Genomic DNA, 25,742 nt, shown 5'->3' with positions numbered 1-25,742 from the left:
CGACCCCGGTGGGTGGACAAAGCCCATTCACCAATAATCAGACGTTAAGGACTTCCGTTGAAACAACTTCGCGCCATCCGCGGCATGAACGACCTGCTGCCCACCCAGTCCCCGGTGTGGCAATACGTGGAAAGCACCCTCAGCGAACTCTTCGCCCGTTACGGGTACAGTGAAATCCGCACGCCACTGCTGGAGGCCACACAGCTGTTTGCCCGCGCCGTAGGCGAGGCAACGGATATCGTCGAAAAGGAAATGTACACCTTCGACGATAAGAGCGGTGACAGCGTCACCCTGCGTCCGGAAGGCACCGCCGGCACGGTGCGCGCAGCGGTTCAGAACAACCTGCTGATCCAGCCCCAGCGCCTGTGGTATTTCGGCCCCATGTTCCGCTACGAGCGCCCACAGAAGGGGCGTCTGCGCCAGTTCCACCAGTTTGGTGTCGAGGTGTTCGGCATTGAAGGGCCGGATATCGACGCCGAAATCCTGATGATGACCGCGCGCCTGTGGAAGCAGCTGGGGGTATCCGAGCATGTTTCCCTGCAGTTGAACTCCCTGGGCAACAGCGATAGCCGCGCCGCGTTCCGCGAAGCGCTGGTGGAATACCTGTCTGCACGCAAGGACCAGCTCGACGAAGACAGCCAGCGCCGCCTGGAGCGCAACCCGCTGCGTATTCTCGACAGTAAAAATGCCCAGACTCAGGAACTGCTGGCGGACGCGCCTTGTCTACTGGACTTCCTCGACGAGGAATCCCGTGCACACTTTGACCAGCTGCGGGCCTTCCTGGATGCCGCCGGCGTAGCCTACGAGGTAAATCCGCGCCTGGTGCGTGGCCTCGACTACTATGGCAAGACGGTTTTCGAGTGGGTAACCGACAGCCTCGGCGCCCAGGGTACCGTGTGTGCCGGTGGCCGCTACGACGGCCTGGTGGAGCAGATGGGTGGCAAGCCGACCCCAGCCGTGGGCTTTGGCCTTGGCGTTGAGCGCCTGGTGCTGTTGCTGGAAACCCTGGAAGTTCTGCCCGACGCCCTGGATCAGCAGGTCGATGCATATCTGGTGGCCGTGGGTGATGTACAATCCGCTGCCCTGGCGGCGGCGGAACAACTGCGCACCGAATTGCCTTGGCTGCGGTTGCAAACCCACTGTGGTGGTGGCAGCTTCAAGAGCCAGATGAAGAAGGCCGACAAGAGCAATGCGGACTACGCCCTGATCATCGGCGAAGACGAAGCCGCAGCGGGGCAGGTGACTGTGAAATCCCTGCGCGCCGACACGGAGCAGCAAACCGTGGCCGTGGCCGAATTGGCGAAAATTTTACAGGCGTGAAACGCCGGCCGCCTGCGCTCGTACGCAGGCGCTTCAAGACCGAACTACGAATTGGATTTAGAGAATAAGGCGAATAAGAAATGGCTGACCATTTGACCGAAGAAGAACAGATTGAGTCGCTCAAGCGCTGGTGGAAAGAAAACGGCACCGGCATCGTCACCGGTATCGTGCTGGCGCTGGCCGGTTACTTCGGCTGGCAGTGGTGGCAGGCGAAGGAGCGCGGCGACGCCGAAGCGGCCTCCAACGTTTATCAGGGCTTTGTCGAGGCGGTATCCGCCAATGAAGGCAAGCCGGATAACAAGCAGCTCACCACCGCCCAGTCCTTGGCGCGCGAACTGAAAGACGACTACAACAAGCGCATCTACGCCGCCCAGGCGTCGCTGCAGCTGGCCGCCATGGCGGTCGAAAAGAACGATCTCGAAGCTGCGGCGAAGGAGCTGCAGTGGGTGCTGGATAACAGCAACGACGATGCCCTCAAACTCGTCGCCAAGCGTCGCCTGGCGTCGGTCAAGGCCGCACGCGGTGAGACCAAGGAAGCGCTGGAACTGGTGCAGGGTAGTGTGCCGCCGGCCTTTGCCGCGCTGTACGCGGAAACCCGCGGTGACATCCTGCTGCAGCAGGGCGACAAAGACGCCGCCCGCGCCGCATACCAGGAAGCCCGCGCGCAGCTGCTCCCGGAGCAAGCGGCCGGTTCCCGCTTGCTGGACCTGAAAATTGAAGGGCTGGGTGAAGCGCCTAAGGCCGAAGGCGAAAGCGCCGACGATGCCGGGGAAGCCGAAGTGGATAGCGAAGCAGCAACGGAGAAAGACGCGCAATGATAGGGACTTACACAGGCGTGCGCGCGAGTGCGGGCAAGGTGCTGAACCGGGTGGCCGCCGTGGCCCTGGCCGCGGTCATCAGTGCCTGCGCTTCCAACGATGAAAAGGAAGATACGGATCCGGTAAAACTCACGGAGATCACCGAAACCGTCCAGCTGCGTGAAGCGTGGTCGCAGAATATCGGTGACATCGATGCCCTGCGCTACGCGATGCTCAAGCCCGGCATCATCGACGGCAAGGTAATTGCCGCCAACAGTGAGGGCAATGTATTCGCGTTTGATCGCGCCAGCGGTAAGCGCCTGTGGAAAGTGGATATCGACCAGTCCATCAGTGGCGGTGTCGGCGTCGGCCTGGGTATGGCCGTGGTGGCGGATTACCGTGGCCGTATTGTCGCCCTCAGCCTGCAGGATGGCAGCCAGCTCTGGACCAGTCAGCTGGGTGGTGAAGTCGTCGCCACCCCGGCGGTAGGGTCCGGCATGGTGGTGGTACAGACGGTCGACGGCAAACTGCTGGGCCTGGATGCCAATTCCGGCGAGCAACAGTGGCGCCACAACACCGCGTTGCCGGTGCTGACCCTGCGCGGCACCGCCAGCCCGGTGATTTCCGCCGGCATGGTGTTTGCCGGCCTGGATAACGGCAAGGTGATTGCACTGAGCGTGTCCGATGGCCTCACCCGTTGGGAGCAGCGCGTAGCCATCCCGCAGGGCACTGCCGAGCTGGATCGCGTGGTGGATGTCGACGGCACGCCGCTGGTGCGCGGCGAGCTGGTATTCGCCGCCAGCTACCAGGGGCGTGCAGTCGCCCTGTCGCGGGATGACGGCCGCGGCCTGTGGGCGCGTGACGCCTCAACCAACCACGGTGTGGCCGTGGGTGCCGGCCAGGTCTTCCTGAGCGGCGCCGATGGCAGTGTCCACGCCTACAATGTGGGTAATGGGCAGGTGCAATGGACCAACAGTGAATTGCTGCGCCGCGAGTTGAGTGGCCCCGCCTATTTCGGCGATGTGGTGGTGGTTGGCGACCTGGAGGGATACATCCACGCGCTGGATCCGTCCTCCGGCCGCTTTGTGGGGCGAACCCGCATTGATCGCGACCCGGTGCGTATTCCGCTGCTCGCGGATGCCGACCTGCTGTTTGCCCTGTCGGACGACGGCGAGCTGGTGGCACTGCGCCTGGAGCGCTAGACCCCAAGTTTTTGGCGGGTTTTCGAACCCGCCTGAGGCGCCTGCTTGCAGGCGAACCTGAACCGCCCGCACTCCTGCGGGCGTTCGTATTTCTGGCAAAACCGTTTTGCCCCGAGAAGATCCGATTATGTTGCCTGTAATTGCCCTGGTAGGGCGCCCCAATGTGGGTAAATCCACCCTGTTTAACCGGCTTACCAAAAGCCGCGACGCCCTCGTGGCCAACTACGCCGGCCTTACCCGCGACCGCAAGTATGGCGAGGCGGAGTTCGAAGGCCACAAAATGATCCTGGTGGACACCGGTGGTATCAGCGGCGACGAAGAAGGCATCGATGCCGCCATGGCCCAGCAATCCATGCAGGCCATTGAGGAAGCGGACTTCGTCCTGTTTCTGGTGGACTGCCGCGCCGGCCTCACCCCCGCGGACGACATGATTGCCGAGCGCCTGCGCACCCGCTCCAAACCCACCATCCTGGTGGCCAACAAGGTAGACGGCGTTAACCCGGATATCGCCCTGGCACCCTTCTACGAACTCGGGATTGGCGAGCTGTTTCCCACTACCGCCACCCACGGCCGCGGTGTGCGCGCGCTGATGGAGCGGCTGGTTGAAGGTCTGCCGGAACCCGCGGAAGATGAAGCGGAGGAAGAGGCCACCGGCATCAAGATCGGTATCGTCGGGCGCCCCAACGTGGGCAAGTCCACCTTGGTAAACCGCCTGCTGGGGGAAGACCGCGTAGTGGTCTTCGACCAGCCCGGCACCACCCGTGACAGCGTGTATATCAACTACACCCGCGACGAAAAGCCCTACACCATCATCGACACCGCCGGTATTCGCCGCCGTAAAAACGTCAAGGAATCGGTGGAGAAGTTCTCCATCGTCAAAACCCTGCAGGCGGTGGAAGACGCCAATGTGGTGGTGCTGGTGATCGACGCCAGTGAAGGTCTGGTGGACCAGGACATGCATCTCATGGGCAGTGTGATCCAGGCCGGCCGCGCACTGGTGGTCGCCCTCAACAAATGGGACGGCCTCGACCCGGACCACCGCGACTTCGTGAAAACCGAACTGGAACGCCGTCTGCGCTTCGTGGACTTTGCGGATATTCACTTTATTTCCGCGCTTCACGGCACCGGCGTGGGCAACCTGTACAAGTCCATCGAAGACGCTTACCAGTCTGCCACCGACAAGCTCTCCACCAACCACCTTACGCGAATTCTGCAGTGGGCGGTGAGTGAGCACCAACCGCCGCTGGTCAACGGTCACCGTATCAAGCTGCGCTACGCGCACGCCGGTGGTCAGAACCCTCCGGTGATTGTGATTCACGGCAACCAGACCACGCAGGTGCCCAATCACTACACGCGCTATCTGGAGAAGACCTACCGCAAGGCTTTGGATCTGCACGGCACCCCGGTAAAAATTGAATTCCGTACCGGTGACAACCCCTATGCGGGCAAGAAAAATAAACTCAGCGACCGCCAGAAGGCCAAGAAGCGCCGCCTGATGAAGTTCGTGAAGAAGAAAAAATAACCGATCGGTTGAAGCGGGTTGAAATAGCAGCGGGGCGCCGCAATACCCTTTAGCTAAGGGCAAAGAATTTTGCGCAAGACTAAACTTGCGGGAACTCAATGGTGGATGCGCCCTCGGCTTATCCACCCTACAAAAACTAAACTACCCAACCCGTAGGGTGGATAAGCAAAGCGCATCCACCAACTGTAGGACCCTGCCAGCACGCGAACCAACGCACAAGGAGCCCCCGTGATAAACCTTAAAAACCCCGATCTCCTACGCAAACAGTCCTATATCAATGGGCAGTGGGTTGATGCCGATTCCGGCAACACCCTTGACGTCATCAATCCGGCCAATGGCAAGGTCGTCGCCACCATCGCCTCCTGTGGCGCCGATGAAACCCGCCGCGCTATCGAAGCCGCCAACGAAGCCTGGCCCGCCTGGCGCGACCTCACGGTAAAACAGCGCGCGAAAATCCTGCGCGACTGGTACAACCTGATTATCGACAACGTCGACGACCTCGCCGCCATCCTCACCGTCGAGCAGGGCAAACCACTCAGCGAAGCCAAAACCGAAATCACCTACGGCGCCAACTACCTCGAATGGTTTAGCGAAGAAGCCAAGCGTGCCTACGGCGACGTCATCGCACCACCCAGCAAAGACAAGCGTATTGTTGTGGTGAAGCAGCCGGTGGGCGTCACCGCCTCCATTACCCCGTGGAATTTCCCCAGCGCGATGATTGCGCGCAAAGTTGCCCCGGCGCTGGCCGCAGGCTGTACCTTCGTGGCCAAGCCCGCCTCGGAAACCCCGCTGTCCGCCCTGGCACTGGCCGTGCTCGCGGAAAAAGCGGGCGTTCCCAAAGGAGTCTTCAACGTCGTTGCCGGTAAAAGCTCTCGGGAAATTGGCGCCGAGATGACCGGCAACCCGCTGGTGCGTAAATTTACCTTTACCGGCTCCACCGCTGTGGGCAAAAAACTGCAGGCCCAGTGCGCCGAGACCATCAAGAAAACCTCCATGGAACTTGGTGGCAACGCGCCGTTTATCGTGTTCGACGATGCCGACCTCGACGAAGCCGTGAAGGGCGCCATCATCTGCAAATACCGCAACGCCGGGCAAACCTGTGTATGCGCCAACCGCATCTTTGTGCAGGAAGGTGTGTACGAAGAATTTGCCAAGAAGTTTACCGACGCGGTCAGCGCCCTGAAAATGGGGGATGGCACCGAAGAGGGCGTGGACGTCGGCCCCATGATCAATGCCGGTGCGGTAGAGGATGTGAAAGCGCTGGTGGAAGACGCCGTGAGTAAAGGGGCGAAAAACCTGAACGACGGTGGCCCCAGCGACATGGGTGAGTGCTTCTATACCCCCACGGTGCTGTCCGGCGTGGACGACACCATGAAGCTGTTCAAGGAAGAAATTTTCGGCCCCGTCGCACCGCTGTACAAATTCTCCAGCGAAGAAGAAGCCATCCGCATGGCCAACGACACCGAGTTCGGCCTGGCCTCCTATTTCTACTCCCGTGATATCGGCCGTATCTGGCGCGTGGCCGAGGGCCTGGAGTACGGTATGGTGGGTATCAACGAGGGCATCATTTCCAATGAAATGGCCCCCTTCGGTGGTATCAAAGAATCCGGGAGCGGCCGCGAAGGATCCAAGTACGGCCTGGACGATTATCTGGAAATCAAATACCTGTGCATGGGTGGCATCTGATCATTGGTGGATGCGCTACGCTTATCCCCCCTACAAATACGGCACTTTCGTATACGGCACTTTCGTATAAGACACTTTCGTAGGGAAGATAAGCGCAGCGTATCTACACAAGAGACATGCAGATAACCCCAATCGCCACTACCCATTCCTGCTTCACCGAAAAGTTCGGCATCCCCCGGCAGCCCCTGCTGGCGGATGCCAGCCGCGCGGCCATCGAACTGCTGCCGCCGTATGATGACCCGGAAGCAGTCAGCGGGCTCGAACAGCACAGTCACCTGTGGCTCACCTGGCAATTCCACCAGGTCGCCGGCCAGTGGTCACCCAAGGTGCGCCCGCCGCGCCTTGGCGGCAATAAAAAACTCGGCGTATTCGCCACCCGCTCGCCATTTCGCCCCAATAATATCGGCCTGTCAGTGGTGCGCCTGATCGAAGTGCGCACGCACCCCAAGGTAGAGTTAATCGTTGCCGGTGCCGACCTGTTACAGGGCACGCCGATTCTCGATATCAAACCCTACATTCCCTACGCCGATAGCGTTCCCGATGCGGTCAGTGAGCTGGCCGAGTCCGCGCCACCGGCCACTACCGTGCATATTCCCCAGGCAATCACGCAGACTGCTCAGGGCTACCGCGACGACTGGGGCACCGATCTCGCGGCGTTGATTACACAGGTGCTCGCGCAGGATCCAAAGCCCGCCTACCAGCAGCCCGATCCACAACGGATTTACGGTATGGCGCTGTGCGGGTTTAACTTGCAGTGGCGTTATCAGGACGGCGCAATACAGGTGGTGGGGTTGAGCCCGCTGCCTAATGAAAGAGAGACGACTGGAGAAGAAAAATGAAGATAAAAAGTGCCGTCTGGTCTCTGGCAAAATTTGTCGTGCTGGCGGCCATCATCGTCAGTTCTGTGTCCTGGTACCACAGCCGCAATATGCCCAAGGGGCAGGCGCCGGAACTGCTGGCCCCGGACATCAACGGCCTGCCCGTCAGTCTGCAGAAAATGACCCAGCAAGGCCCGGTACTGATTTACTTCTGGGCCACCTGGTGTGGGTATTGCCGCGTGGTGTCCCCGGCAGTTTCCGACTTGGCCAGCGAGCACCAGGTCATCACCATCGCCCTGCAATCCGGCACCCCGGAAGAGGTGGCCACCTATCAGCAACAACACAGTCTGAAGTTCCGCACCATCAACGACCCGTCCGGCGCACTCAGTAATAGTTGGGGCCTGCAGGTAACCCCCTCGATCGCGATTGTGGATACCGAGGGCAAGGTGAGTGCGGTCACGTCAGGGATGACGTCTAAGTGGGGACTGAAAGCGCGGCTGTGGCTGGCTGACCGATAAGGGTCAGTGGCGGATCAGTGGCGGGTCTTGGTGGGGTCCAGGTCTTCGCTCATCACATCGTCAAAGACCGGCTGCCCCGGAATCTTGTGCCCCTCACTGGCCCACTCGCCCAGGTCGATGAGCTTGCAACGCTCACAGCAGAACGGGCGGTGGCGGTTTTCCGGGGTCCACTCGATTGGTTTTTTACAGGTGGGGCAGGCGACAGTAGGGCGGTCAGACATAAATAAACAGCTATCAGGTTTGCGTGGCCAGTTGCACGTATTTCTGGTGAAGCGCGTCCACTTGCGCATTAAGAAACTCCAGCGAGCCGCTATTATCCAGAATATCGTCGGCCTTTGCACACCGCTCCGCGCGGGGCAGTTGTGCGGCCATGATCTTGCGGATCTGATCCACGGAATTGGCATCCCGCGCGCGCGCTCGGGCAAGCTGAAGCTCCTCCGGGATGTCCACAACGCACACACGCTGTACAAGCTCGGACTGGTTGGTCTCCAGTAGCAGAGGGGATTCGAGGATTGCGTAGCGGGCAGAATGGGTTTCCGCGCTCGCGGCCAAAGAGGAAATAATTTCCTCCCGGATCAGCGGGTGAGTCAGCTGTTCCAGCCAGCGTCGTTCTTCGGGATTATCAAATACCAGTGTGCGCAGTGCCGCCCGGTTGAGCCCACCTTCCGGCAGAATCACGCCCGTTCCAAAGTGCTGTGCAATCGCATCCAGCGCCGGTCGGCCCGGTTCAACCACCACCCGTGCGGCCTGATCCGCATCCACCACGTTAACGCCATGGTGCCGAAAGCGCGCTGCTGCGGCGGATTTGCCACTGCCGATACCCCCGGTTAGGCCAATAATAAACATTGGTGCGCTCACCCTTTAAGTGCGAGCTTTCAAGGTTGCAGGAGCCCTAGCGCAATGGAGTACGGCGAGCACAATCAAGCGTGAACCACGAGGAGTATAGAAAATGCTGTAGGGGAAGCGGTGGATAAGAAGGCGCCGTATGTCTTTGTGTACGCACGGATATGACTCTGGGTTATGTTGAATCCTAGAAAACCCTTCCTCAACACAAAGTAGGAAATCCGACCCTAAGCCGTCGCGGCATTCTTCATAAAACTCGTACGCGCTAGCTAAATCCGCTTCAGCATCAGGGCGGATATAAAGCGAATATGCCATTACTTTCGAGTAATACGAGCTTTGACAGAGTCCCAATCTGAGCCTGGGTTACTATCTACTTCGTAAGCGGCGAGCCGGGCATCGAGCACATCTCTTTGGGCTTGGCTCAATTCAATTTTGTTTTGTTCGGCAAGCACACTTTCCCACAGCTCCTGAGCTAGTACGATACGCTCGCTAACGCTAAGTTGTTGAATTTCCATAGAATTCTCCGCACGCCAGTATGGCTGGACAAATTATATACCGTTTAGCCACCTTACCCTAACCGTCATTGTACATCAGGTCTCAGAGCCATTTGGCTAAGTGCTTAGCCCGGAAACCCGAAAATACCACCCCATGATCTGCTCGCCCCACAGCATGGCGATCCAGGCGGCACCGGCGAGATAGGGGCCGAAGGCGATGGGCAGGTTCTTGTCCCGCCCGGAAATCAGCGTCCACAGAATACCCACCAGCGCACCCACTGCCGCGGAGAGCAGAATCACCAGCGGCAGTACCTGCCAGCCAAACCAGGCACCGATAGCGGCGAGAATCTTGAAGTCTCCCGCCCCCATACCTTCCTTGCCGGTTACCAGCTTGAAGATATGAAACACACTCCACAGCGCCAGATAGCCGGCGATCGCGCCGATTACCGCATCCTGCAGTGGCACAAACACGCCCCACAGGTTGATCAGCAGGCCGGCCCACAGCAGGGGCAGGGTGATGTTGTCGGGTAGCAGCTGCTTGTCGAAATCAATCCCGGTAAGCGCAATCAACGCCCAGGTAAACAACACCCCCGCCAGCGCCTGCCAGGTAAAGCCCAGCTGCCACACCACAACAGCGGTAAGAATACCGGTAGCGAGTTCCACCAGCGGGTAGCGTTTGGATATGGGGGCATCGCAGTTTCCGCATTTACCCCGCAGCAGCAGGTAGCTGACCACAGGGATGTTCTGCCAGGGCTTGATCTCTGTCTCGCACTTGGGGCAATGAGAGTGGGGCAGCACCAGATTATAGGTTTGCGCCAGCGCTTTCTGGTCTTCGGCGGAAGGCGTTTTCTCAAAGTAACTGTAAAAATCCCGCTGGTATTCCAGTTCCATCATGATGGGCAGGCGGTGGATGACCACGTTGAGGAAGCTGCCGATGAGCAGGCCTAAAATAAAAGCGCTGCTTGTTAGCAGCGCTTGATTAGAAATTAAATATTCGGACATTTTTCCGTTCTTGTCGGTTAGACCACCTGGCCGAGCTGGAAGATGGGGAGGTACATGGCGATCATCAGGCCACCGACGAGAATGCCAAGCACCGCCATGATCATTGGCTCCATCAGGGTAGTAAGGTTATCGACCATATTATCGACAGCCTCTTCATAGAAGTCTGCGGCCTTGCCGAGCATTTCGTCCAGTGCACCAGACTCCTCGCCGATGGCTGCCATCTGTACCAGCATGGTTGGATAGAGGCCAGATGCACGCATGGCGCCATTCAGAGGGATACCAGTCGCTACGGAGTCACGAATTTTTAGGGTGGCTTCCTCGTACACGACATTACCAGTGGCGCCGGCTACCGACTTCAACGCATCGATCAGTGGTACACCGGCGGCAAACGTTGTCGACAAGGTTCGCGCGTAGCGAGCGGCGATGGAGTTGTATGTTATCTGCCCAAGCACTGGTAATCGTAACATCAGTCTGTCGAAGAAGTTGGCGACATTTTTGTTGCGTTTTTTTATCTCCAGTGTGCCACCTACCACTACAACGATTCCGACAAAAGCAATAAGCCAGTTTGCCTGCATCCACTCGGAGATACTGAGAACAAAAAGCGTAAATGCTGGTAAGTCGGCACCGAAACTGGAGAAAGTCTGCGCAAATTGCGGCACTACTTTTACTAGAAGGATGGCTGTTACAACAACAGCTACAACCAAAACCGCAATGGGGTAAGTCATGGCCTTCTTGATCTTGGCTTTTAGCGATTCGGTTTTTTCCTTATAGGTGGCAATCCTATCCAGCATGGTTTCCAATGCGCCGGACTGCTCTCCGGATGCAACCAGATTGCAGAACAGGTTGTCGAAGTAAAGGGGATATTTGCGTAGAGCGTCCGCAAACGCCGTGCCCGAGGCAACATCGTCACGAATCTTGAAAATCAGCTCCTTGAGTCCCTCATTGTCTAATCCGTCTGCGACGATCTCGAAGCTTTGCACCAGTGGCACACCAGCCCTCATCATCGTAGCCATCTGCCGAGTAAAAATGGCAATATCACCTGGCTTGACCCTTTTATTGCCGCCAAACAGCGGCTTGGGCTTTTTTTGTACCTTGTTGGCAATGATGCCTTGGCGACGCAATTGGGCTTTGATCAAGGCTGGGTTGGTGCTGTTGACTTCTCCCTCAACCTTGTTGCCCTTGGCATCTACGCCCTTATAGATATAGGCAACTGCGGTAGCGGCGGCTTTGGCCATGTCATTAATCCTGATTTCTTATCGTTAGACTGATTTAATCGTTGGTGACGCGGTTGGCTTCTTCCAGGCTGGTAACCCCCATCACCACCTTGCGCAACGCTGAAGTGCGCAAATTGTTGAAGCCCTCTTTTCTCGCCTGATCTGCAATCTGAATGGAGTTGCCTCCCTCCATTATAATGCGCGAAATTCCATCAGTGATGCGAACCACTTCATACACACCCACACGCCCTTTGTATCCATTAGAGCAGTGCTCGCAGCCTACTGGTTGATATATTTTCCACTGCTCTTGGGGGATGGTCACCGCATCAAAGCCCTCTTCCTTCAGGACCTCTTCCGGTAACTGTGCGGGCTTTTTACACTCTCCGCACAGCCGCCGCGCAAGGCGCTGGGCGATAATCACGCTGACCGAAGTGGCAATATTGAAAGTAGGGACCCCCATATTCATCAAGCGCGTCAGGGTTTCAGGGGCGGAGTTGGTGTGCAGGGTAGAGAGCACTAAGTGGCCAGTTTGCGCGGCTTTGATCGCAATTTCGGCCGTTTCCAGGTCCCGGATTTCCCCCACCATCACAATATCCGGGTCCTGTCGCAGGAAGGAGCGCAGTGCCTCAGCGAAGTTCAGCCCTACCTTATTAGAGACGTTGACCTGGTTGATACCCTCCAGGTTGATCTCCACCGGATCCTCCGCAGTAGAAATATTGCGCTCTGCAGTATTCAGGATATTCAGTCCGGTATACAGGGAGACGGTTTTGCCGGAGCCGGTAGGCCCGGTAACCAGAATCATGCCCTGCGGCTGGGCCAGCGCATCCATATAGATCTTCTTCTGCTCCTCCTCGTAACCCAGAGCATCGATGCCCAGCTTGGCAGAGGAGGGATCCAGAATCCGCAGAACGATCTTTTCGCCCCACAGGGTAGGCAGGCTGTTTACCCGAAAATCGATGGCCTTGGTCTTGGACAGCTTCATCTTGATGCGGCCGTCTTGGGGCACCCGGCGCTCGGAGATATCCATCTTGGACATCACCTTCAGGCGGGCAGAGATCCGGGTCGCCAGCTGGATCGGAGGCCGGGCTACTTCATGTAGCACGCCATCGGTGCGAAGACGAACTCGATACAGCTTTTCGTAGGGTTCGAAATGGATGTCTGAAGCACCGGTGCGGATAGCGTCCAGCAGCACCTTGTTCACAAAACGAACGACTGGTGCCTCGTCGCCACCGGGTTCGCTGTCGTCATCTCGCTTGGATTCCCCTCCCTCTACATCGAGGCTATCCAGGTCTTCATCATCCAGCCCTTCCAGGCCGCCGATATCGCCGCCATTGGATAGATAGCTTTCGATCGCCTTTGCGAGCTTATCAGCTTCTACCAGCACAGCATCGGTATTGAGCCCTGTGTTGAAATTGATCTCATCAAGCCCGGCGAGGTTGGTTGGGTCTGCTACAGCTACAAACAAGCGATTGCCGCGTTTGTACAGCGGCAGCGCGAAATGCTTGCTGATCAGTTTTTCGTCGACGACATCTCTAGGAAGCAATTCAAAGTTGTAGCTGGAGAGGTCAAATAGGGGGGTGCCGAAAGCAACGGAGGCGATATTGGCCAGCTCTCGACTCTTGATCAGCTTGGCCTCCACCGCGTGCTGAGCAAAAGTTTGCCCCTCGCGTTTGGCTGCTTTGACGGCCGATTGCGCCGTTGATTCATCAATGGCATTGTCGGAAACCAGCCGCTTGGCTAGGCCGCTCAAGGGAGTGCTGCTCATGGGAGACCGTTACTGTAAGTATGCGAGGATGTTATCTTTGTTTAAAACTTGTTCTTAAAGTGCTGTCAGTAAAGAATTTTTGACTGTCCAGAGTGGTGTCAATATAACGAATAACCTGATGCCAGCCAATGACCCTGATGGGGCGTTTATGGAACTTGTGAACTGCATATCTTCCTAGCAGCAAGGTCCAATTTTGAAGTCCAGCCCTGAATTCCACCTCGCCTGCAGTACAAAAATTTACTCTTCAAGGTAAAAGGAGGAAAATATCTCATGACCAGAAACCCTAGTAGCTGGTAATACCTGACAAATTCTGTCACCAAGCCCGATAGTCTGTACAAAATTTAGATTAATTGTACGTATATTGTGCTTCTGTGGCATGAATTCCGTCGAACGCGATGTCTTTTTGGGGGTTTCGTGCTTGCGCGTTTTGCCACATTGCCGGTATTGTAATCGGCGACTTCCTGACGGGATTTCACCTAACAACAACAGTCTGTATGGAGACGGTTACAAATGAAGAAACAACAGGGTTTCACTCTTATTGAATTGATGATCGTGGTTGCGATCGTTTGTATCTTGGCTGCAGTTGCTCTGCCTGCTTACCAGGACTACACCATTCGTGCGAAGGTTGCTGAAGGTGTAGCTCTGGCCGCAGAAGCCAAAACTGCAGTCGCTGAAACAGCCGCTTCAATCGGTGGCTTGGCTAACGTTACTGAGGCTGCTACTGGATATACTTTCCCTGCAGGCGGCACTGACTATGTTGCGGATATTGCGATCGCCGATGGTGGTGCTATCTCTGTAACCATGGGCGGCACTCAGGGCACCGGTGCCACAACTGAGCCCCAAGTGACTTTCACTCCTACCCAAGCTACCGCAGAGTCCCCGATTGTATGGGCTTGTAATTTGGCTGCAGGTCTTGCTAAGCACGTGCCGGCTAACTGCCGTACTGCCGCTGCCGCTGCAGGTGGTTCTGCCCCTGCTCCGTAAGTCAAGTTCGACCAGTTCGAGTAATGGAAAAGCCGCTTGAAATAGCGGCTTTTTTTATTGAGGTGAAAATGCATAATCAGGGAATATTTAATTCGTCAGTTGGAAACTGGTTGTTTGTGCTTGGGATTCCGATGGCGGCATTGCATATTGGACTATTTGCATCGACATTTAATGAGTGGTTTGAGCTGATATTTGTAGCCAACTTATGGGTGCTGGGGTATCACCATGTTATTGCGACTTACACTCGATTCGAAAGCGTCAGTGGTAGCGAAACGCGAGCCTTACTTATAAAGGTTCCCATCCTTATTGGCATATTTGTATTCACGGTGTATTTTGCCGTTGGGCCAATAGCCATATTTACGATTTATTTATATTGGCAATGGTTTCACTATACTCGACAGAGTGATGGAATTTCTCGAGCTATTGCGTCCAAGTCTCAATCGAAGTCTATTTGTTTTGATCGGTTTAATAGGAGCTTATTTTATCTGGCTTCTTTTTGTTGTTTCTTTTGGATGTGCTCAAGGCAAGGGGGTACTTTTTTGGGGCAGCCTTACTGGGTTCCTCATGTGGGCGAATTGGTTAGATTTTTGGTTTTAGTCTTGGGTTTTGTCGCTATTTTTATTTGGGTTATAAATATCTTCCGTTTGAAGGCTCCGTTAGAGCATATTAAGTTTTTCTTTGGATATGTGTTTTCCCATTTCCTTATCTATATGTGTGCTTATGTGTACATTGACGAATTTACTTATGGCTGGCTGGTGATAAATATTTGGCACAACGCCCAGTATCTAGCATTTGTCTGGCTTTATAACAGTCGATCCAGTTCTAGGGGAGATGGGCCCTTTACTCGCCTGCTATATTATTTGAGTAGAAAAAGTCGTTGGCCAATCTACTTTCTGTTCTTTTTGCTTGTTTCGACTTTGTTGTATAAGTTAATCGACTTTTTGATTTATCAAGCTAGTGCGAGTCAGGTGGCCTTATGGATGGCAACAGTCTATGCGGTAATCAATTTCCATCATTACGTAGTGGATGGCCGAGTGTGGAAGTTACGACGGCCGATTATTCAGGAGAGGCTTCGGCTGGATGTTTAATCCAGGCTCTGCCCTGAATAGAGTGGGTGAGAATAGAGTGCAGTCCTTTTGCTGAGAATAACCGCAATATTTACTTTACGATGACTCATGGCCTTGGAAATATCTTTTAAAGAAAGGGTTAGGCCGCAGGCGCTTCCACTTTCGGTGTGGTGCTTGTGTGTTTTTTTTATGATACTCCCTGTATGGACTTTTTATCTGAAAGTGTGGGTTGTCAATCCATCTGATAGAGAGTTTGCTGAATACAATTTGCAGCGGATATCCTCGGTGATAGATCAACCTTCATTGGAAAAACTATTCGTTGTAATGATAGGTGACTCTCGCTTACGTTATTCCACCGTTTCGGAAGAAGAGTTGAGCTCTCACCTTGCCAATGAACTGGGGCGTCCAGTTTCGATACTGCGTATTGTCAAGGATGTTGCAGTTTTCGGCAACTTTACAGTGCTTTCCGAGAAGATCCTTCAGTTGCAGCCAGATTTAGTTGTGATTCAGGAGGATTTATTTACTAAGAGGCGATCAATTTACGGACACTGGTTTTTCTCTCGGAAGTACATTAAATCTAAATATTTTTCAGCTTTTTTAGGGCGACAAGCGGATCAAGCTAAGCAGCAGACTGAAGTTAGCTGTGATGCACTTTCAACCAATGAAACCGTGGAGCAGCGAACGCGTCACTTCCTTAAGTGGGCACGCTATGGAAAGGATGGAGATATTGCTCCGGGTTTAGTGGAGTTTTTGAAGAAGGCAGCCTTACAGGGGGTTAATGTCCGTGGGGTGTCTATTCCGATTTCTCCGCGTGGGCAGGGCCTTGTTCCCCGTGCAAATAGCACTTTAGCGGTGAGGGTTGGGAGTACATCCCGCGAGTTTGTTAATGGCCAATATTGTGATGTCGTACATATGAATCAAAGTGGGCGCAAACTCTATAGCGAGTGGCTCGTGACCTTCTTGGCCAGCGAAATTAACCGTCAGGTCCGAAAGTCGTGAGGCAGGTGATGTTAGATAGTATGGGAACTCGGCTAGTAAATCAGATTAATCAGTCGATTGCCTCGGTTTCAGCGAGGAAGGATTTTCTAGTTTGTGATGGTCGAAAGCTTACATATGGAAAGCTTTTCGAAAACGTTGGTAAAACTAGGTCGCTATTACGGAAGCGGGAGCTGTCGATCGGTGACCGCGTGGCGATTGTAAGCGCCGATCGTGAATCTGTAGCAACTATTTACCTGTCATGTCTGATGGAGGGCATGACTGCCGTGGTTATTGACCCGGAAGCATCTGCGGCGGAACTAAACTACTTGTTGGAGAAAAGCCAGAGTCGTTTGGTTTTCCTCGACAGGCCTACTTTTGAGTTGGCGGGCAAGATCCAGAGTCCAGAGTCGCAGGCGGTCACTATACCTATTAATCAGCCCTCGAAAAAAAGCTTCTTTGGACTTCGAATTGGAAGTAAACGTACTTCTGATGATGGGAGGTGTTTCCCTGAATGTCTTGAATCTGAGGTCGTTATTTCGGACGTCCGAAAATTTCCAGACGAAACTCTAGCCTTGATTCTGTTTACATCTGGTACGACATCGAAGCCAAAAGGGGTTCAGCTGAGCCATGCAAACCTCAATGCGCAGATAGAGACAATGCGAATTCAATTTGGCCTTTCGGGTGATTCCAGGGTGCTTAATCATCTGCCCCTGCACCACACAGATGGCTTGAATCAAGGGCCACTACTTGCTTGTGCTATTGGGTATACCTGGTTGACCCCGAAATCCGTAGAAATGCAGACTCTCGGGGGGGTGCTAGATACGATTTTTAGGGAAAGAGCCTCCCACCTGATCACGGTGCCGACAGTGCTGGCTATGATTGAGCGCATGCCGCCTGAGTACGATGACAGCTTTTCGTCTGATGAGTTTCTGTTTATTGAATCGACTGCTGGTCCCCTTGACTCAGATCTGTGGCGTCGGTTTGAGGCCCGCTTCGGAGCGCGAATTGTCAATTGCTATGGTTTGACTGAGACCGTATGCGAGGCAACTTATTGCGGGCCAGATGATGGTTCGAGAAAGGTTGGAACTATCGGGAAAGCCGTGGGGTGCGAAGTACAGATTTTCGACGACTCAGGCCAAGAAGTGCCCAGTGGAGTTTCTGGGGAGCTCTGTGTTCGTGGAGATATTGTTATGTCGGGTTATTTCAATGACACTGATGCTACTAATGCAGTCTTTCGAGATGGATGGCTCCGAACTGGCGATTTAGCAGTCAAGGACGCGGAAGGGTTCGTTTCTATTGTTGGGCGACTTAAAAATGTTGTTATTAGAGCTGGTATAAATGTAATTCCAGAGGAGGTTTCTGAGGTTGTTAGGAGGTATCCTGGCGTCGCCGCTGCGGAGACAATTGGGATGCCGGATCAGTTGTTGGGCGAAAGAGTAATTACGTGCGTTATTGCTCGAGAAGGTACGCTGAGTACCAATGCGCTATTTGATTACTGTCGTACAAGTCTTGCGCGAGAGAAAGTTCCGAATCAAATATTGCTATTGAATGAGCTTCCCTACGGACCTTCCGGAAAGGTTGATTTACCTGCGCTAAAAAATAGAGTTAGACAAGAAGTATCAGGGGTAGATTGTGGTAGCAGATCCGAAGGGAAAGACTTAGCAATACGAGTTTTGAATACGGCTGCATCTGTGTTCCATGTTTCCGCTTCTACATTAAGTATGAACAGCAGCCCGGAAAACCTTGCTGCGTGGGATTCTCTAGCCTTTCTTGAGTTGGTTATGGAGGTTGAACAGGAATTTAACATAGTGATTGAAGCTCGCGAAGTGGTAGGTATCAGTTGTTTGGGAGATCTGATCACACTACTTTCTCTGCGCATGCAGCAGGAGGAGCTGGTTTCAGATGAATACTAAAAAGGGGGTCGTAATCCTGGGGCATCCTCGATCTGGAACAACCTTACTGCGTAGGATCTTTGATGCTCACCCAGAGTTTGCGTCGCCACCTGAAACTCATTTGTTGGGGGCATGTGCCCGCTTTCTAGAAGCAGACATTACGGCTGATGGAGTCGATTTGGGTGTGCTTTCAGGTCTGAGTTTTGCCGGCTTCAAGGAAGATGAGGTTCATTTAAAGCTAAGAGAGCTTACATTCGGCTTTTTGGATACTTTTGCCCGGAGTCAAGGAAAGCGACGTTGGGCAGAAAAAACAGCATTTGATATTTTTCACGCCGACACTCTAGAACGAATATTTGGCGACTCTGTATTTTATCTTGGCATTATTCGTCATCCTCTAGATGTCGCCGCCAGTTCAGTAGAATTCTGCTCCGCAGCTGGTGTATACCCAAGCCCAATGTACTCGTACATTAAGCAGTTCCCTCGGCCCATTGAAGCATTTGCACACTCTTGGGCGGATACAACTAAATCCCTCATGGTTTTGGGGGAACGGCAGGCAAAGAACAGTCTGATACTAAGATACGAGGATCTGGTGGGTGATCCTGCGGACACCCTTGCGGCAGCATTTGCGCAAGTGGGTGAAAGTTTCTCTCCCGATATGCTTCAGTCCGCACTAGATAGGTCTGATGTACTTGGTTTTAGTGACCATAAAACCTATGGTGAAAGCAAAATTCACTCCAATAGCAAAGGGCGCTGGAAATCGCTTCCATCGCCGTTAGTTTCGGATTTGGCGCCAATGCTCAATCCCTTACTGGAGGTATGTGGCTACGAGGCATTGCCGCACAGAGCGGTTAGTCAAGACCAACTTCGCAGGCGATATCTGAGTGGGCTGGCTGTGCAGATGCAGAAAAAGAATTATTGATGGGCGAGTTCAATTTTGTTTCTCTCGATTGGCTGGCGTGGATTATACCGACACTTGTCGGCTTCTGGGTGATTCCGACTGGTTTTCGTGGTTGGATGCTTGCAGCGGTTTCCCTGTTTTTTCTCTATTCTGTATCGCCATACTCCTGTGGTGTTCTGATTGTTTTTACTCTGATTAGTTATTTGGCAGTCTCAAAAGATCGGCCTAGTCCAGCTAGGATTAAGTTTTCAATCGGCTTGATCTTAAGTGTTTTAGTTGGTTTTAAGATTTTAGCGATAGAGCGTAGTACCGAAGGTGATTTGGTTGGGAATGGGGTGATTCCTCTGGGAATATCTTTTTATTCCCTGAGGTGTATTCATCTTATTCTGGAGCGGGCTCGTGGGAATGTCGGGGTTGTTGATATACGTCTCCTGGTTTCGTACTTGTTTTTTCTGCCGACACTCTGGGTGGGCCCGATTAATCGATTTGATGAGTTTGGAAAAGAGAATCGTCGACATCGATGGGATGGGGGATTATTTTCAAGAGGTGTTGAGCGCGCAGTTTATGGTTATGTGAAAGTAGTTATTATTTGTGGGTTTTTCTTGCAGTCATATTGGCCATATTGGACAGCTACTAACATAGGCGAAGGAACACAACTTTGGCAATATTTTGAATTGGTTAGAGAGGGTTTGACTCTCTATCTGCTTTTTTCGGGCTTTTCCGATATTGCCATTGCTTTCTCAGCCATGCTTGGCTACCGAGTAGGAGAGAACTTCGATGCACCATATCTCGCAAGTAACATATCTGAATTTTGGCGAAAGTGGCATATATCTCTTACTAGTTGGAGTCGAGATTATGTATATAAGTATGTAATGGCTCGTTCTCGAAGTCCCAAAGTCGGTGTTCTCGCGTCACTAGTTGTAATTGGCATGTGGCATGAATTGTCGCCGCGTTATCTAGCATGGGCATTATATCACTGGTTAGGAATCATTGTTTGGCAGTATTTTAGGCGGCTAAGTAAATCCACTCCGAATATGTTTTCCTTGGTGCCGTCTTGGTTGGCTTATGGACTTAGTCTGGCGTTAACATTACATTTTGTCTGGCTGGGCTTTTTGCTAGTTAAGCAGTCAAGTATCACATCCATGGTCAATGTTGTTAAGTTGCTCTTCATCGGAAAAGGATAGGCATGTACTTGTATGCTTTGCTGTTGAGATTTTTTCCCTCATGGCTCGCAGGAGTAATAGTTGCGATTTGGTTTTGCTTTTTGATTTGCTCGATCTTTGTTTTTTCAACTGTATTTGACGCAGAGTTTAAATACGGTAACTTATAGCAAATTCATTTATTCATATAAGTCGAGCTTTGTCTATTTGATGAGGTAGTTTGATTCTGCAAATGACCGCCAATTTTCTGCTTCTTTCATTTGTGTCAGTTTTTAGGTTGCATTGGCTCCACGTACTTACGTATATGATGTATGAGAAACAGTAGAATAGGGCTAGGGGTCAAATTTTGACATAACAACATTCCAGTTTGATTTTGGTCTATGAGCAGACCATTACGACTGGGATACACTGGAACCCGGTATCACGTGATGAATCGCGGCTTGACTCGTCAAAAGACGTTCCTCGGTTTGGATTGTTACACCGCTTTTCTTAACGCCGCTCGCGGAGGCACATCAGTGATTCGGCATTCAGGCGCACGCCTATTGCCTGATGGGCAACCCTAGCACCTGTTAATTCATGCCCTGAAAGGCAATCTCTTTCGCGCAATACGCACATTAACGGCGGCTTTACCCAGCGGTTCAATCGCTTAGCGCGGTGACGGCCCGCTTTTTCGTGGCCGGTGTAAGGCGACTGTGGTTGATGCGGGCAGTTGCCATCTCTTCCTTACTCGTTATGCCCACTGAAACCCGATTGAAATGCGGAAACCGCTGGTGGGCAGGTGGATGCCGCGCCCTCCCATTTAAATATCGAGTCTGCAAGAGCGCCTGTGCACTTGTTGAGTGGTGTGAGGGAATCTTTGGTCACTTCTACCGTGAGTCATCCATGGGCGTCAACTGACTGGCTTTACCGGGATTTCGCCGTGTCGTATGGCCTGTGGTTTGGGCGAACTTCGACACTAGAATCGTTAGGTGACTCTCCACCCACCTTCTACCCACGAGGAGCTCCAGCCAATGACCATGCGTACCCTAGAAACCGAATTCCCCGATCTCGCCGACAGTATCCGTCACCTTATTCAAGACAGCATCCAGTTCAAGACCGACCGCGACAGTTACCACAAGCTGGACAAGGCTATCCGTGGGCTGGAGGAGCGGGGGATTGCGACGGATGATGATCATTTCAAAGAGCTGAAGACCCAGCGTGCGCGCTTGAAAGATCAGCTGTACCTGAAGGCCAAGCAGCACCAGCCTTAACCGGGTGTAGAAGGGATTCTGTACAGTTTGTCCGATCCTTCTCCAGCGCTCTGCGCGGGCAGAGCGCATTCGTTAGTGTCGGTGTGGTCACTACTGGTTGCCTCTGTCACGGCGAGGGGGTAGGGTCGTGCACTGTAATTGCAGTGCGATTGGCAGCTTGTACCTCAGGAGGGGATAAGCTCTCCGCCTGTTTAGTGATTCCAATAATGCCAATAGGAACTCCATTCGATGAAGTTGACTCTGCTTGCTGTTTTCCTCACTTTCTGGTGCTTTGGCGCCGTTGCCCAAGATATTGCCCTGCCCAAAAAGCTCCCTGAACTCGCCGAAACCAATAGTGCCGACCTCGGCAAAGTGGAGGCGGGTCTGAAGGTGGGGGATACGCCTGCGGACTTTTCCGTGCTGACCCACAAGGGGGAGACCGTCTCTCTAAAGAGCCTGTTGAAAGCGGATGCGCTGATTCTGGTGGTTTTTTACCGCGGAGGCTGGTGCCCGTATTGCAATGTGCAGATTCGCCAACTGGCGGAGGCCTGGCCGGAATTTGAGAAGCGCGGGGTGACGCCGGTGCTGATCAGCGTGGACAAGCCCGATGCCAGTGCCATGGCCAAGGCGACCTATGAAATCCCGTTCCCGGTGCTGTCTGACCCTGAGCTCAAGGCCCATGAGGCGTTTGATGTGGTGGTGGAGATCGACGATGCCACCGCCGAGAAGTACAAGACCTACGGTATCGTGCTGGAGGACTGGTCTGGCAAGGACCATCACAAAGTTGCGGCACCGGGTATCTTTCTGGTGAATACCGATGGCGCGGTGTCGTGGGCGCATGTTTCCCAAGACTACAAAACCCGCCCAAGTGTGGATCAGCTGCTCGGTATGCTGGATGCGCGTTGATCGTTCGTGATTTTCTGGCGGGTCGGTTCCGGCCCGCCTAATTACACCTCCCCATTGGTTCAATCTGCTGGGCCAGCATTTCCCCGGTTTTCTCCGCGTTGTAATCCATGATCAGTTGCGGCTCGTCGGTGAATACCCCGTCGGCGTTCATGGCGGCTACCAGTGCCAGGTCGTGCGGGTGGTTGACGGTGAAGACGTAGCTCTTGAAGCTGCACAGTTCTTTCTGGCAGTTTTGGAAGCCGTGACAAACGTACCAATTTTTCAAGTCCTGATTTCTTCTGTATTCTGCTGCGACTAACAGGATTACGGACAGCATGTTATGGAAAAGGAAAATTTCCCTGAAGATGCGCTCTTCTTTATTGCCGATGGCCACTACAGCACTGATCAAGTCCTCGCGGCGATTTATGGTCATTCGGCCACTTCTGTGAAACAACATTTTCTAAGTGTGAATTCACATCTTGTGGGTGGTGTTGTGCGCCCGGGGCAAGTAGTCATCATTACCTCGCCAGATAGTGCAGCCTGCCAGAAATGGGAGGTGGTGATGCAGGAGGCCGTTCGGGTTCACGAGTCTGAGCTACGGGCGATGAGTGAACAAGAGAAGAAGGTTCTGGCGAAAAACTATGCATTCTTGAGTGATGTGGCGAGCTATACATCACCGATGTATGGGTGGGCGAATGGCTACTTTTCCCAAAAAACCAAGCTGGTCGAAAACCTGCTGGACCAGATGGACCGCTTGTACCAATCCAGCTACCGAACCCATGGGCACCTGAACTCTAACCACTTCTTTGCGCAGCGACGTGCGCTTTTTACCCAGCTGGATCAGGCGGTGAATGGAATGGTTCGCCGTGAGCTATTTGGTAGCTCGGCTGCTGCTGTTGGGGTCAAAAGACAGCTGGGAATTAGCAGTAAGGCGACCGTGCACCAATGGAAGAGCCAGGTTGAGCCGGGGCGAATTCCTGAGTTGTCAGGCCGTTATGTACAGTTGAGAGCTGCGGCAAAAAACTTTGCTCGCCTTGGCTATATTGCGATCGGTCTCGAAGTTGTGGGTGGCTACGCCAATATTCAGAGAGTGTGCACTCAGGCTTCGGGTTCGGTGCTATGTGCGAAGACAAAGTACACAGAGTCACTTAAGGTGGGAGGTAGCGTCGTGGGAGGGGTAGCTGGTGGTGGCCTGGCTGCGTATGGCACGTGCAACTTATTGTTTGGCTTGGAAACTGCCGGGACAAGTTTGCTTTGGTGTGGTCTTTTGGTGGGCGCAGCTGGTAGTTACGTGGGCTCCAAGTCGCTCGGTAAGGGCGGTGAAGTGCTAGGAGAGTTTGTCTATGAGAGGGCCGTGAATTGACTTTTCTGCACGTAATGCTGGGTTTGTATGTACTCGGGGCTTTCCTTTTTCTTGCGGCGGTTGTTAATGCGGTAGTTTTTTACCGTAAATACTATAAAACACTCTCTCGAAAAATTGACGGCGAGTTTACTGATATCGGGTTTATCCTTTCTGCCAGCAGGTTCATGCACTGGGGACACTTTTGCCTGAGTGAAAAGCGTGCCAAGCGTTTTGGGGTTGATACCTACTTTTCGGAATTGCCGAAGATGGCACGTGCGCAGTTAATATTTCACTGGTCCGTGTTTATTTTTTTGGGGCTGGTAATGCTGTTGACTTGGGGCTGGCTGGAGTTTCGAGGTGATGGTTAGTGCTGAGGGGCAAAGCACATGGTTTCAGTGTGCCATTTACCTGCTTGATTGTTGGCGGCTCGCTGTCTGTTCCAACCCGCCTAATTGCACTTCCCCATCGGCTCAATCTGCTGGGCCAGCATTTCCCCGGTTTTCTCTGCGTTGTAATCCATGATTAGTTGCGGCTCGTCGGTGAATACCCCGTCGGCGTTCATGGCGGCCACCAGTGCCAGGTCGAGCGGGTGGTTGACGGTGAATTCGTAGCTCTTGAAGCTGCACAGTTCTTTCTGGCAGTTTTGGAAACCGTGACAAACGTACCAATTTTTCAAGTCCTGATTTCTTCTGTATTCTGCTGCGACTAACAGGATTACGGACAGCATGTTATGGAAAAGGAAAGTTTCCCTGAAGATGCGCTCTTCTTTATTGCCGATGGTCACTACAGCACTGATCAAGTCCTTGCGGCGATTTATGGTCATTCGGCCACTTCTGCGAAACAACATTTTTTAAGTGTCAATTCACATCTTGTGGGTGGTGCTGTGCGCCCGGGGCAAGTAGTCATTATTACCCCGCCAGATAGTGCAGCCTGCCAAAAATGGGAGGTGGTGATGCAGGAGGCCGTTCGGGTTCACGAGTCTGAGCTACGGGCGATGAGCGAACAAGAGAAGAAGGTTCTGGCGAAAAACTATGCATTCTTGAGTGATGTGGCGAGCTATACATCACCGATGTATGGGTGGGCCAATGGCTACTTTTCCCAAAAAACCAAGCTGGTCGAAAACCTGCTGGACCAGATGGACCGCTTGTACCAATCCAGCTACCGAACCCATGGGCACCTGAACTCTAACCACTTCTTTGCGCAGCGACGTGCGCTTTTTACCCAGCTGGATCAGGCGGTGAATGGAATGGTTCGCCGTGAGCTATTTGGTAGCTCGGCAGCTGCTACTGGGGTTAAGAGGCAGCTGGGGCTGAGCAGTAAATCAGTGCTTCACCAGTGGAAGGCTAGTGGGCAAGTGACGCCGGTTGATCAGTTGAGAAAAAACTATCAGGCACTTGTCCGCACTAGTAAAACTTTCTCGAGGCTGGGATATGTAGCTATTGGTGTGGAAGTTTTCGGGGGAGTCGCCAATATCGCTGAGGTGTGTACTTCGAATCCTGACTCTGCAAGATGTAGCAAGATCAAGTTTACGGAGACCGGGAAGGTTGCCGGTAGTATTGGGGGTGGCATGCTTACGGGTTCTGCAGCTGCATATGCAACTTGTAATCTGCTATTTGGCCTTGAAACTGCTGGTACCAGTCTTTTGTGGTGCGCTGTTGTGGTTGGGGCTGCCGCTTCATACGGAGGCTCCAAGTACGGTGGAGACCTCGGCGAGGCCACCGGTCAAGTGATTTACGAGGTGAGCGCCCAATGACGATAGACCAGATATCGATACTCTTCTTTGGGGGGGGATTTCTCCTCGTGTTTCTGCTTGTTTTGGTGAATGCGATTTATATTTATCGCAAGTACTATCCCGGGATATCCAAAAACATAGATGGGGAAACCTTTGATGGCGGGTTTTTATTTGCCGCGAGTCGATTCATGCACTGGGGGCATTTTTGCATTAGTCATCGGCGCGCAGAGAAGTTCGGTGTGGAAAAGGTTTTTTCAGGGTTGAGCGGTAGGGCCCGGTTCCATTTGATTTTTCATTGGGTGGGTGTACTGCTCGGGATGGTTTTATTGCTTGGGGGTTGGTATTTCATGCCGGCGCGCGGGTAGTTGCCGGTTTGCCGCTAGTTCCAACCCGC

Annotated in this window: 28 protein-coding genes; 19 read left to right on the top strand and 9 right to left on the bottom strand. The window is 53.4% G+C overall.

Annotation, left to right across the window (positions count from 1 at the left end; genetic code table 11):
- Window positions 1-57 precede the first annotated feature (57 nt).
- From hisS to AU182_RS13660, 7 genes are all read left to right on the top strand, one after another.
- Window positions 58-1,320, top strand: coding sequence for a histidine--tRNA ligase (hisS, locus tag AU182_RS13690; protein WP_066966312.1), 1,263 nt, complete (start codon window positions 58-60; stop codon window positions 1,318-1,320).
- 80 nt (window positions 1,321-1,400) lie between these two features.
- Complete coding sequence (locus AU182_RS13685) at window positions 1,401-2,138, top strand: tetratricopeptide repeat protein (protein ID WP_066966309.1); 738 nt, start codon at window positions 1,401-1,403, stop codon at window positions 2,136-2,138.
- Window positions 2,135-3,319 carry an outer membrane protein assembly factor BamB gene (gene bamB / locus AU182_RS13680; protein WP_066966306.1) on the top strand — a complete coding sequence of 395 codons (1,185 nt, stop codon included), beginning with the start codon at window positions 2,135-2,137 and terminating at the stop codon, window positions 3,317-3,319. Before AU182_RS13685 ends, bamB begins: the two co-directional genes overlap by 4 nt.
- Window positions 3,320-3,446: 127 nt before the next feature.
- Window positions 3,447-4,841, top strand: coding sequence for a ribosome biogenesis GTPase Der (gene der / locus AU182_RS13675; RefSeq protein ID WP_066966304.1), 1,395 nt, complete (start codon window positions 3,447-3,449; stop codon window positions 4,839-4,841).
- Between the two features lie 228 nt (window positions 4,842-5,069).
- Entirely contained in the window at window positions 5,070-6,527 is a 1,458-nt protein-coding gene (locus AU182_RS13670) for an NAD-dependent succinate-semialdehyde dehydrogenase (RefSeq protein WP_066966301.1), read from the top strand.
- A gap of 116 nt (window positions 6,528-6,643) precedes the next feature.
- Complete coding sequence (gene tsaA / locus AU182_RS13665) at window positions 6,644-7,366, top strand: tRNA (N6-threonylcarbamoyladenosine(37)-N6)-methyltransferase TrmO (protein ID WP_066966298.1); 723 nt, start codon at window positions 6,644-6,646, stop codon at window positions 7,364-7,366.
- Window positions 7,363-7,863 carry a protein disulfide oxidoreductase gene (locus tag AU182_RS13660; RefSeq protein WP_066966295.1) on the top strand — a complete coding sequence of 167 codons (501 nt, stop codon included), beginning with the start codon at window positions 7,363-7,365 and terminating at the stop codon, window positions 7,861-7,863. The genes tsaA and AU182_RS13660 overlap by 4 nt, the downstream gene beginning before the upstream one ends.
- Window positions 7,864-7,877: 14 nt before the next feature.
- Here the strand turns inward: AU182_RS13660 and yacG are convergent, their stop codons facing one another.
- The 7 genes from yacG to pilB form a co-directional block, all read right to left on the bottom strand.
- Window positions 7,878-8,084: a DNA gyrase inhibitor YacG gene (gene yacG, locus AU182_RS13655; RefSeq protein WP_066966291.1), complete on the bottom strand. Its 207-nt coding sequence runs from the start codon at window positions 8,082-8,084 to the stop codon at window positions 7,878-7,880.
- A gap of 13 nt (window positions 8,085-8,097) precedes the next feature.
- Window positions 8,098-8,709 (bottom strand): dephospho-CoA kinase, encoded by a 612-nt coding sequence (gene coaE / locus AU182_RS13650; RefSeq protein WP_066966287.1) that lies wholly within the window; start codon window positions 8,707-8,709, stop codon window positions 8,098-8,100.
- Window positions 8,710-8,724: 15 nt separating this feature from the next.
- Window positions 8,725-9,021 (bottom strand): type II toxin-antitoxin system RelE/ParE family toxin, encoded by a 297-nt coding sequence (locus AU182_RS16930; protein ID WP_082859446.1) that lies wholly within the window; start codon window positions 9,019-9,021, stop codon window positions 8,725-8,727.
- A complete protein-coding gene (locus AU182_RS13645; protein WP_066966284.1) occupies window positions 9,021-9,221 on the bottom strand; it encodes an addiction module protein in 201 nt (66 codons plus the stop codon). Before AU182_RS13645 ends, AU182_RS16930 begins: the two co-directional genes overlap by 1 nt.
- Before the next feature lie 96 nt (window positions 9,222-9,317).
- Window positions 9,318-10,202: an A24 family peptidase gene (locus AU182_RS13640; protein WP_066966281.1), complete on the bottom strand. Its 885-nt coding sequence runs from the start codon at window positions 10,200-10,202 to the stop codon at window positions 9,318-9,320.
- 17 nt (window positions 10,203-10,219) lie between these two features.
- Window positions 10,220-11,437: a type II secretion system F family protein gene (locus AU182_RS13635; RefSeq protein ID WP_066966278.1), complete on the bottom strand. Its 1,218-nt coding sequence runs from the start codon at window positions 11,435-11,437 to the stop codon at window positions 10,220-10,222.
- Window positions 11,438-11,471: 34 nt separating this feature from the next.
- Window positions 11,472-13,181 carry a type IV-A pilus assembly ATPase PilB gene (pilB, locus tag AU182_RS13630; RefSeq protein ID WP_066966276.1) on the bottom strand — a complete coding sequence of 570 codons (1,710 nt, stop codon included), beginning with the start codon at window positions 13,179-13,181 and terminating at the stop codon, window positions 11,472-11,474.
- Between the two features lie 510 nt (window positions 13,182-13,691).
- Between pilB and AU182_RS13625 the strand changes: the two genes are divergently transcribed.
- From AU182_RS13625 to AU182_RS13595, 8 genes are all read left to right on the top strand, one after another.
- Window positions 13,692-14,165, top strand: coding sequence for a pilin (locus AU182_RS13625; RefSeq protein ID WP_066966273.1), 474 nt, complete (start codon window positions 13,692-13,694; stop codon window positions 14,163-14,165).
- Window positions 14,166-14,188: 23 nt separating this feature from the next.
- A complete protein-coding gene (locus AU182_RS13620) occupies window positions 14,189-15,253 on the top strand; it encodes a hypothetical protein (RefSeq protein WP_082859445.1) in 1,065 nt (354 codons plus the stop codon).
- Between the two features lie 87 nt (window positions 15,254-15,340).
- Entirely contained in the window at window positions 15,341-16,231 is an 891-nt protein-coding gene (locus AU182_RS13615; RefSeq protein WP_066966270.1) for a hypothetical protein, read from the top strand.
- An 8-nt stretch (window positions 16,232-16,239) separates the two neighbouring features.
- Window positions 16,240-18,123: an AMP-binding protein gene (locus AU182_RS13610; RefSeq protein ID WP_153039234.1), complete on the top strand. Its 1,884-nt coding sequence runs from the start codon at window positions 16,240-16,242 to the stop codon at window positions 18,121-18,123.
- Entirely contained in the window at window positions 18,113-19,021 is a 909-nt protein-coding gene (locus tag AU182_RS13605; RefSeq protein WP_066966265.1) for a sulfotransferase, read from the top strand. The genes AU182_RS13610 and AU182_RS13605 overlap by 11 nt, the downstream gene beginning before the upstream one ends.
- Entirely contained in the window at window positions 19,021-20,184 is a 1,164-nt protein-coding gene (locus AU182_RS16320) for an MBOAT family O-acyltransferase (protein WP_082859443.1), read from the top strand. The genes AU182_RS13605 and AU182_RS16320 overlap by 1 nt, the downstream gene beginning before the upstream one ends.
- A 986-nt stretch (window positions 20,185-21,170) precedes the next feature.
- A complete protein-coding gene (locus AU182_RS13600) occupies window positions 21,171-21,410 on the top strand; it encodes a YdcH family protein (RefSeq protein WP_066966262.1) in 240 nt (79 codons plus the stop codon).
- Window positions 21,411-21,638: 228 nt separating this feature from the next.
- Window positions 21,639-22,295: a peroxiredoxin-like family protein gene (locus AU182_RS13595; protein ID WP_066966259.1), complete on the top strand. Its 657-nt coding sequence runs from the start codon at window positions 21,639-21,641 to the stop codon at window positions 22,293-22,295.
- Between the two features lie 37 nt (window positions 22,296-22,332).
- On the opposite strand, the gene AU182_RS16575 is transcribed toward AU182_RS13595, so the two are convergent.
- Complete coding sequence (locus AU182_RS16575; RefSeq protein ID WP_193754350.1) at window positions 22,333-22,560, bottom strand: hypothetical protein; 228 nt, start codon at window positions 22,558-22,560, stop codon at window positions 22,333-22,335.
- A gap of 54 nt (window positions 22,561-22,614) precedes the next feature.
- Between AU182_RS16575 and AU182_RS13585 the strand changes: the two genes are divergently transcribed.
- Both AU182_RS13585 and AU182_RS13580 read left to right on the top strand, forming a co-directional pair.
- The gene (locus AU182_RS13585) at window positions 22,615-23,637 is read left to right on the top strand and encodes a hypothetical protein (protein WP_153039233.1); all 1,023 of its coding nucleotides are present in this window, start codon (window positions 22,615-22,617) and stop codon (window positions 23,635-23,637) included.
- A complete protein-coding gene (locus AU182_RS13580; RefSeq protein ID WP_066966250.1) occupies window positions 23,634-23,984 on the top strand; it encodes a hypothetical protein in 351 nt (116 codons plus the stop codon). The genes AU182_RS13585 and AU182_RS13580 overlap by 4 nt, the downstream gene beginning before the upstream one ends.
- Before the next feature lie 80 nt (window positions 23,985-24,064).
- On the opposite strand, the gene AU182_RS16570 is transcribed toward AU182_RS13580, so the two are convergent.
- The gene (locus AU182_RS16570) at window positions 24,065-24,292 is read right to left on the bottom strand and encodes a hypothetical protein (RefSeq protein ID WP_193754349.1); all 228 of its coding nucleotides are present in this window, start codon (window positions 24,290-24,292) and stop codon (window positions 24,065-24,067) included.
- A gap of 54 nt (window positions 24,293-24,346) precedes the next feature.
- Here AU182_RS16570 and AU182_RS13570 point away from each other — a divergent pair, with 54 nt between their 5' ends.
- Window positions 24,347-25,369, top strand: coding sequence for a hypothetical protein (locus AU182_RS13570; protein ID WP_153039232.1), 1,023 nt, complete (start codon window positions 24,347-24,349; stop codon window positions 25,367-25,369).
- Window positions 25,366-25,713 (top strand): hypothetical protein, encoded by a 348-nt coding sequence (locus AU182_RS13565; RefSeq protein WP_066966239.1) that lies wholly within the window; start codon window positions 25,366-25,368, stop codon window positions 25,711-25,713. The genes AU182_RS13570 and AU182_RS13565 overlap by 4 nt, the downstream gene beginning before the upstream one ends.
- Window positions 25,714-25,742: the final 29 nt, after the last annotated feature.

The sequence above is a fragment of the Microbulbifer sp. Q7 genome, assembly GCF_001639145.1.
Classification (GTDB): domain Bacteria; phylum Pseudomonadota; class Gammaproteobacteria; order Pseudomonadales; family Cellvibrionaceae; genus Microbulbifer.
This window is presented reverse-complemented; position numbering and strand designations above follow the sequence as displayed.

Coding starts and splice junctions, on each gene's coding strand:
- yacG (WP_066966291.1), bottom strand. CDS start 8,084: ATGTCTGACCGCCCTACTGTCGCCTGCCCCACCTGTAAAAAACCAATC.
- AU182_RS13635 (WP_066966278.1), bottom strand. CDS start 11,437: ATGGCCAAAGCCGCCGCTACCGCAGTTGCCTATATCTATAAGGGCGTA.
- AU182_RS16320 (WP_082859443.1), top strand. CDS start 19,021: ATGGGCGAGTTCAATTTTGTTTCTCTCGATTGGCTGGCGTGGATTATA.
- tsaA (WP_066966298.1), top strand. CDS start 6,644: ATGCAGATAACCCCAATCGCCACTACCCATTCCTGCTTCACCGAAAAG.
- AU182_RS13610 (WP_153039234.1), top strand. CDS start 16,240: ATGTTAGATAGTATGGGAACTCGGCTAGTAAATCAGATTAATCAGTCG.
- AU182_RS13685 (WP_066966309.1), top strand. CDS start 1,401: ATGGCTGACCATTTGACCGAAGAAGAACAGATTGAGTCGCTCAAGCGC.
- coaE (WP_066966287.1), bottom strand. CDS start 8,709: ATGTTTATTATTGGCCTAACCGGGGGTATCGGCAGTGGCAAATCCGCC.
- AU182_RS13570 (WP_153039232.1), top strand. CDS start 24,347: ATGGAAAAGGAAAGTTTCCCTGAAGATGCGCTCTTCTTTATTGCCGAT.
- bamB (WP_066966306.1), top strand. CDS start 2,135: ATGATAGGGACTTACACAGGCGTGCGCGCGAGTGCGGGCAAGGTGCTG.
- AU182_RS13565 (WP_066966239.1), top strand. CDS start 25,366: ATGACGATAGACCAGATATCGATACTCTTCTTTGGGGGGGGATTTCTC.
- AU182_RS13605 (WP_066966265.1), top strand. CDS start 18,113: ATGAATACTAAAAAGGGGGTCGTAATCCTGGGGCATCCTCGATCTGGA.
- AU182_RS13600 (WP_066966262.1), top strand. CDS start 21,171: ATGACCATGCGTACCCTAGAAACCGAATTCCCCGATCTCGCCGACAGT.
- AU182_RS13640 (WP_066966281.1), bottom strand. CDS start 10,202: ATGTCCGAATATTTAATTTCTAATCAAGCGCTGCTAACAAGCAGCGCT.
- AU182_RS16930 (WP_082859446.1), bottom strand. CDS start 9,021: ATGGCATATTCGCTTTATATCCGCCCTGATGCTGAAGCGGATTTAGCT.
- AU182_RS13625 (WP_066966273.1), top strand. CDS start 13,692: ATGAAGAAACAACAGGGTTTCACTCTTATTGAATTGATGATCGTGGTT.
- AU182_RS13645 (WP_066966284.1), bottom strand. CDS start 9,221: ATGGAAATTCAACAACTTAGCGTTAGCGAGCGTATCGTACTAGCTCAG.
- pilB (WP_066966276.1), bottom strand. CDS start 13,181: ATGAGCAGCACTCCCTTGAGCGGCCTAGCCAAGCGGCTGGTTTCCGAC.
- AU182_RS13595 (WP_066966259.1), top strand. CDS start 21,639: ATGAAGTTGACTCTGCTTGCTGTTTTCCTCACTTTCTGGTGCTTTGGC.
- AU182_RS13660 (WP_066966295.1), top strand. CDS start 7,363: ATGAAGATAAAAAGTGCCGTCTGGTCTCTGGCAAAATTTGTCGTGCTG.
- AU182_RS13620 (WP_082859445.1), top strand. CDS start 14,189: ATGGAAAAGCCGCTTGAAATAGCGGCTTTTTTTATTGAGGTGAAAATG.
- AU182_RS13615 (WP_066966270.1), top strand. CDS start 15,341: ATGGCCTTGGAAATATCTTTTAAAGAAAGGGTTAGGCCGCAGGCGCTT.
- der (WP_066966304.1), top strand. CDS start 3,447: ATGTTGCCTGTAATTGCCCTGGTAGGGCGCCCCAATGTGGGTAAATCC.
- AU182_RS13585 (WP_153039233.1), top strand. CDS start 22,615: ATGGAAAAGGAAAATTTCCCTGAAGATGCGCTCTTCTTTATTGCCGAT.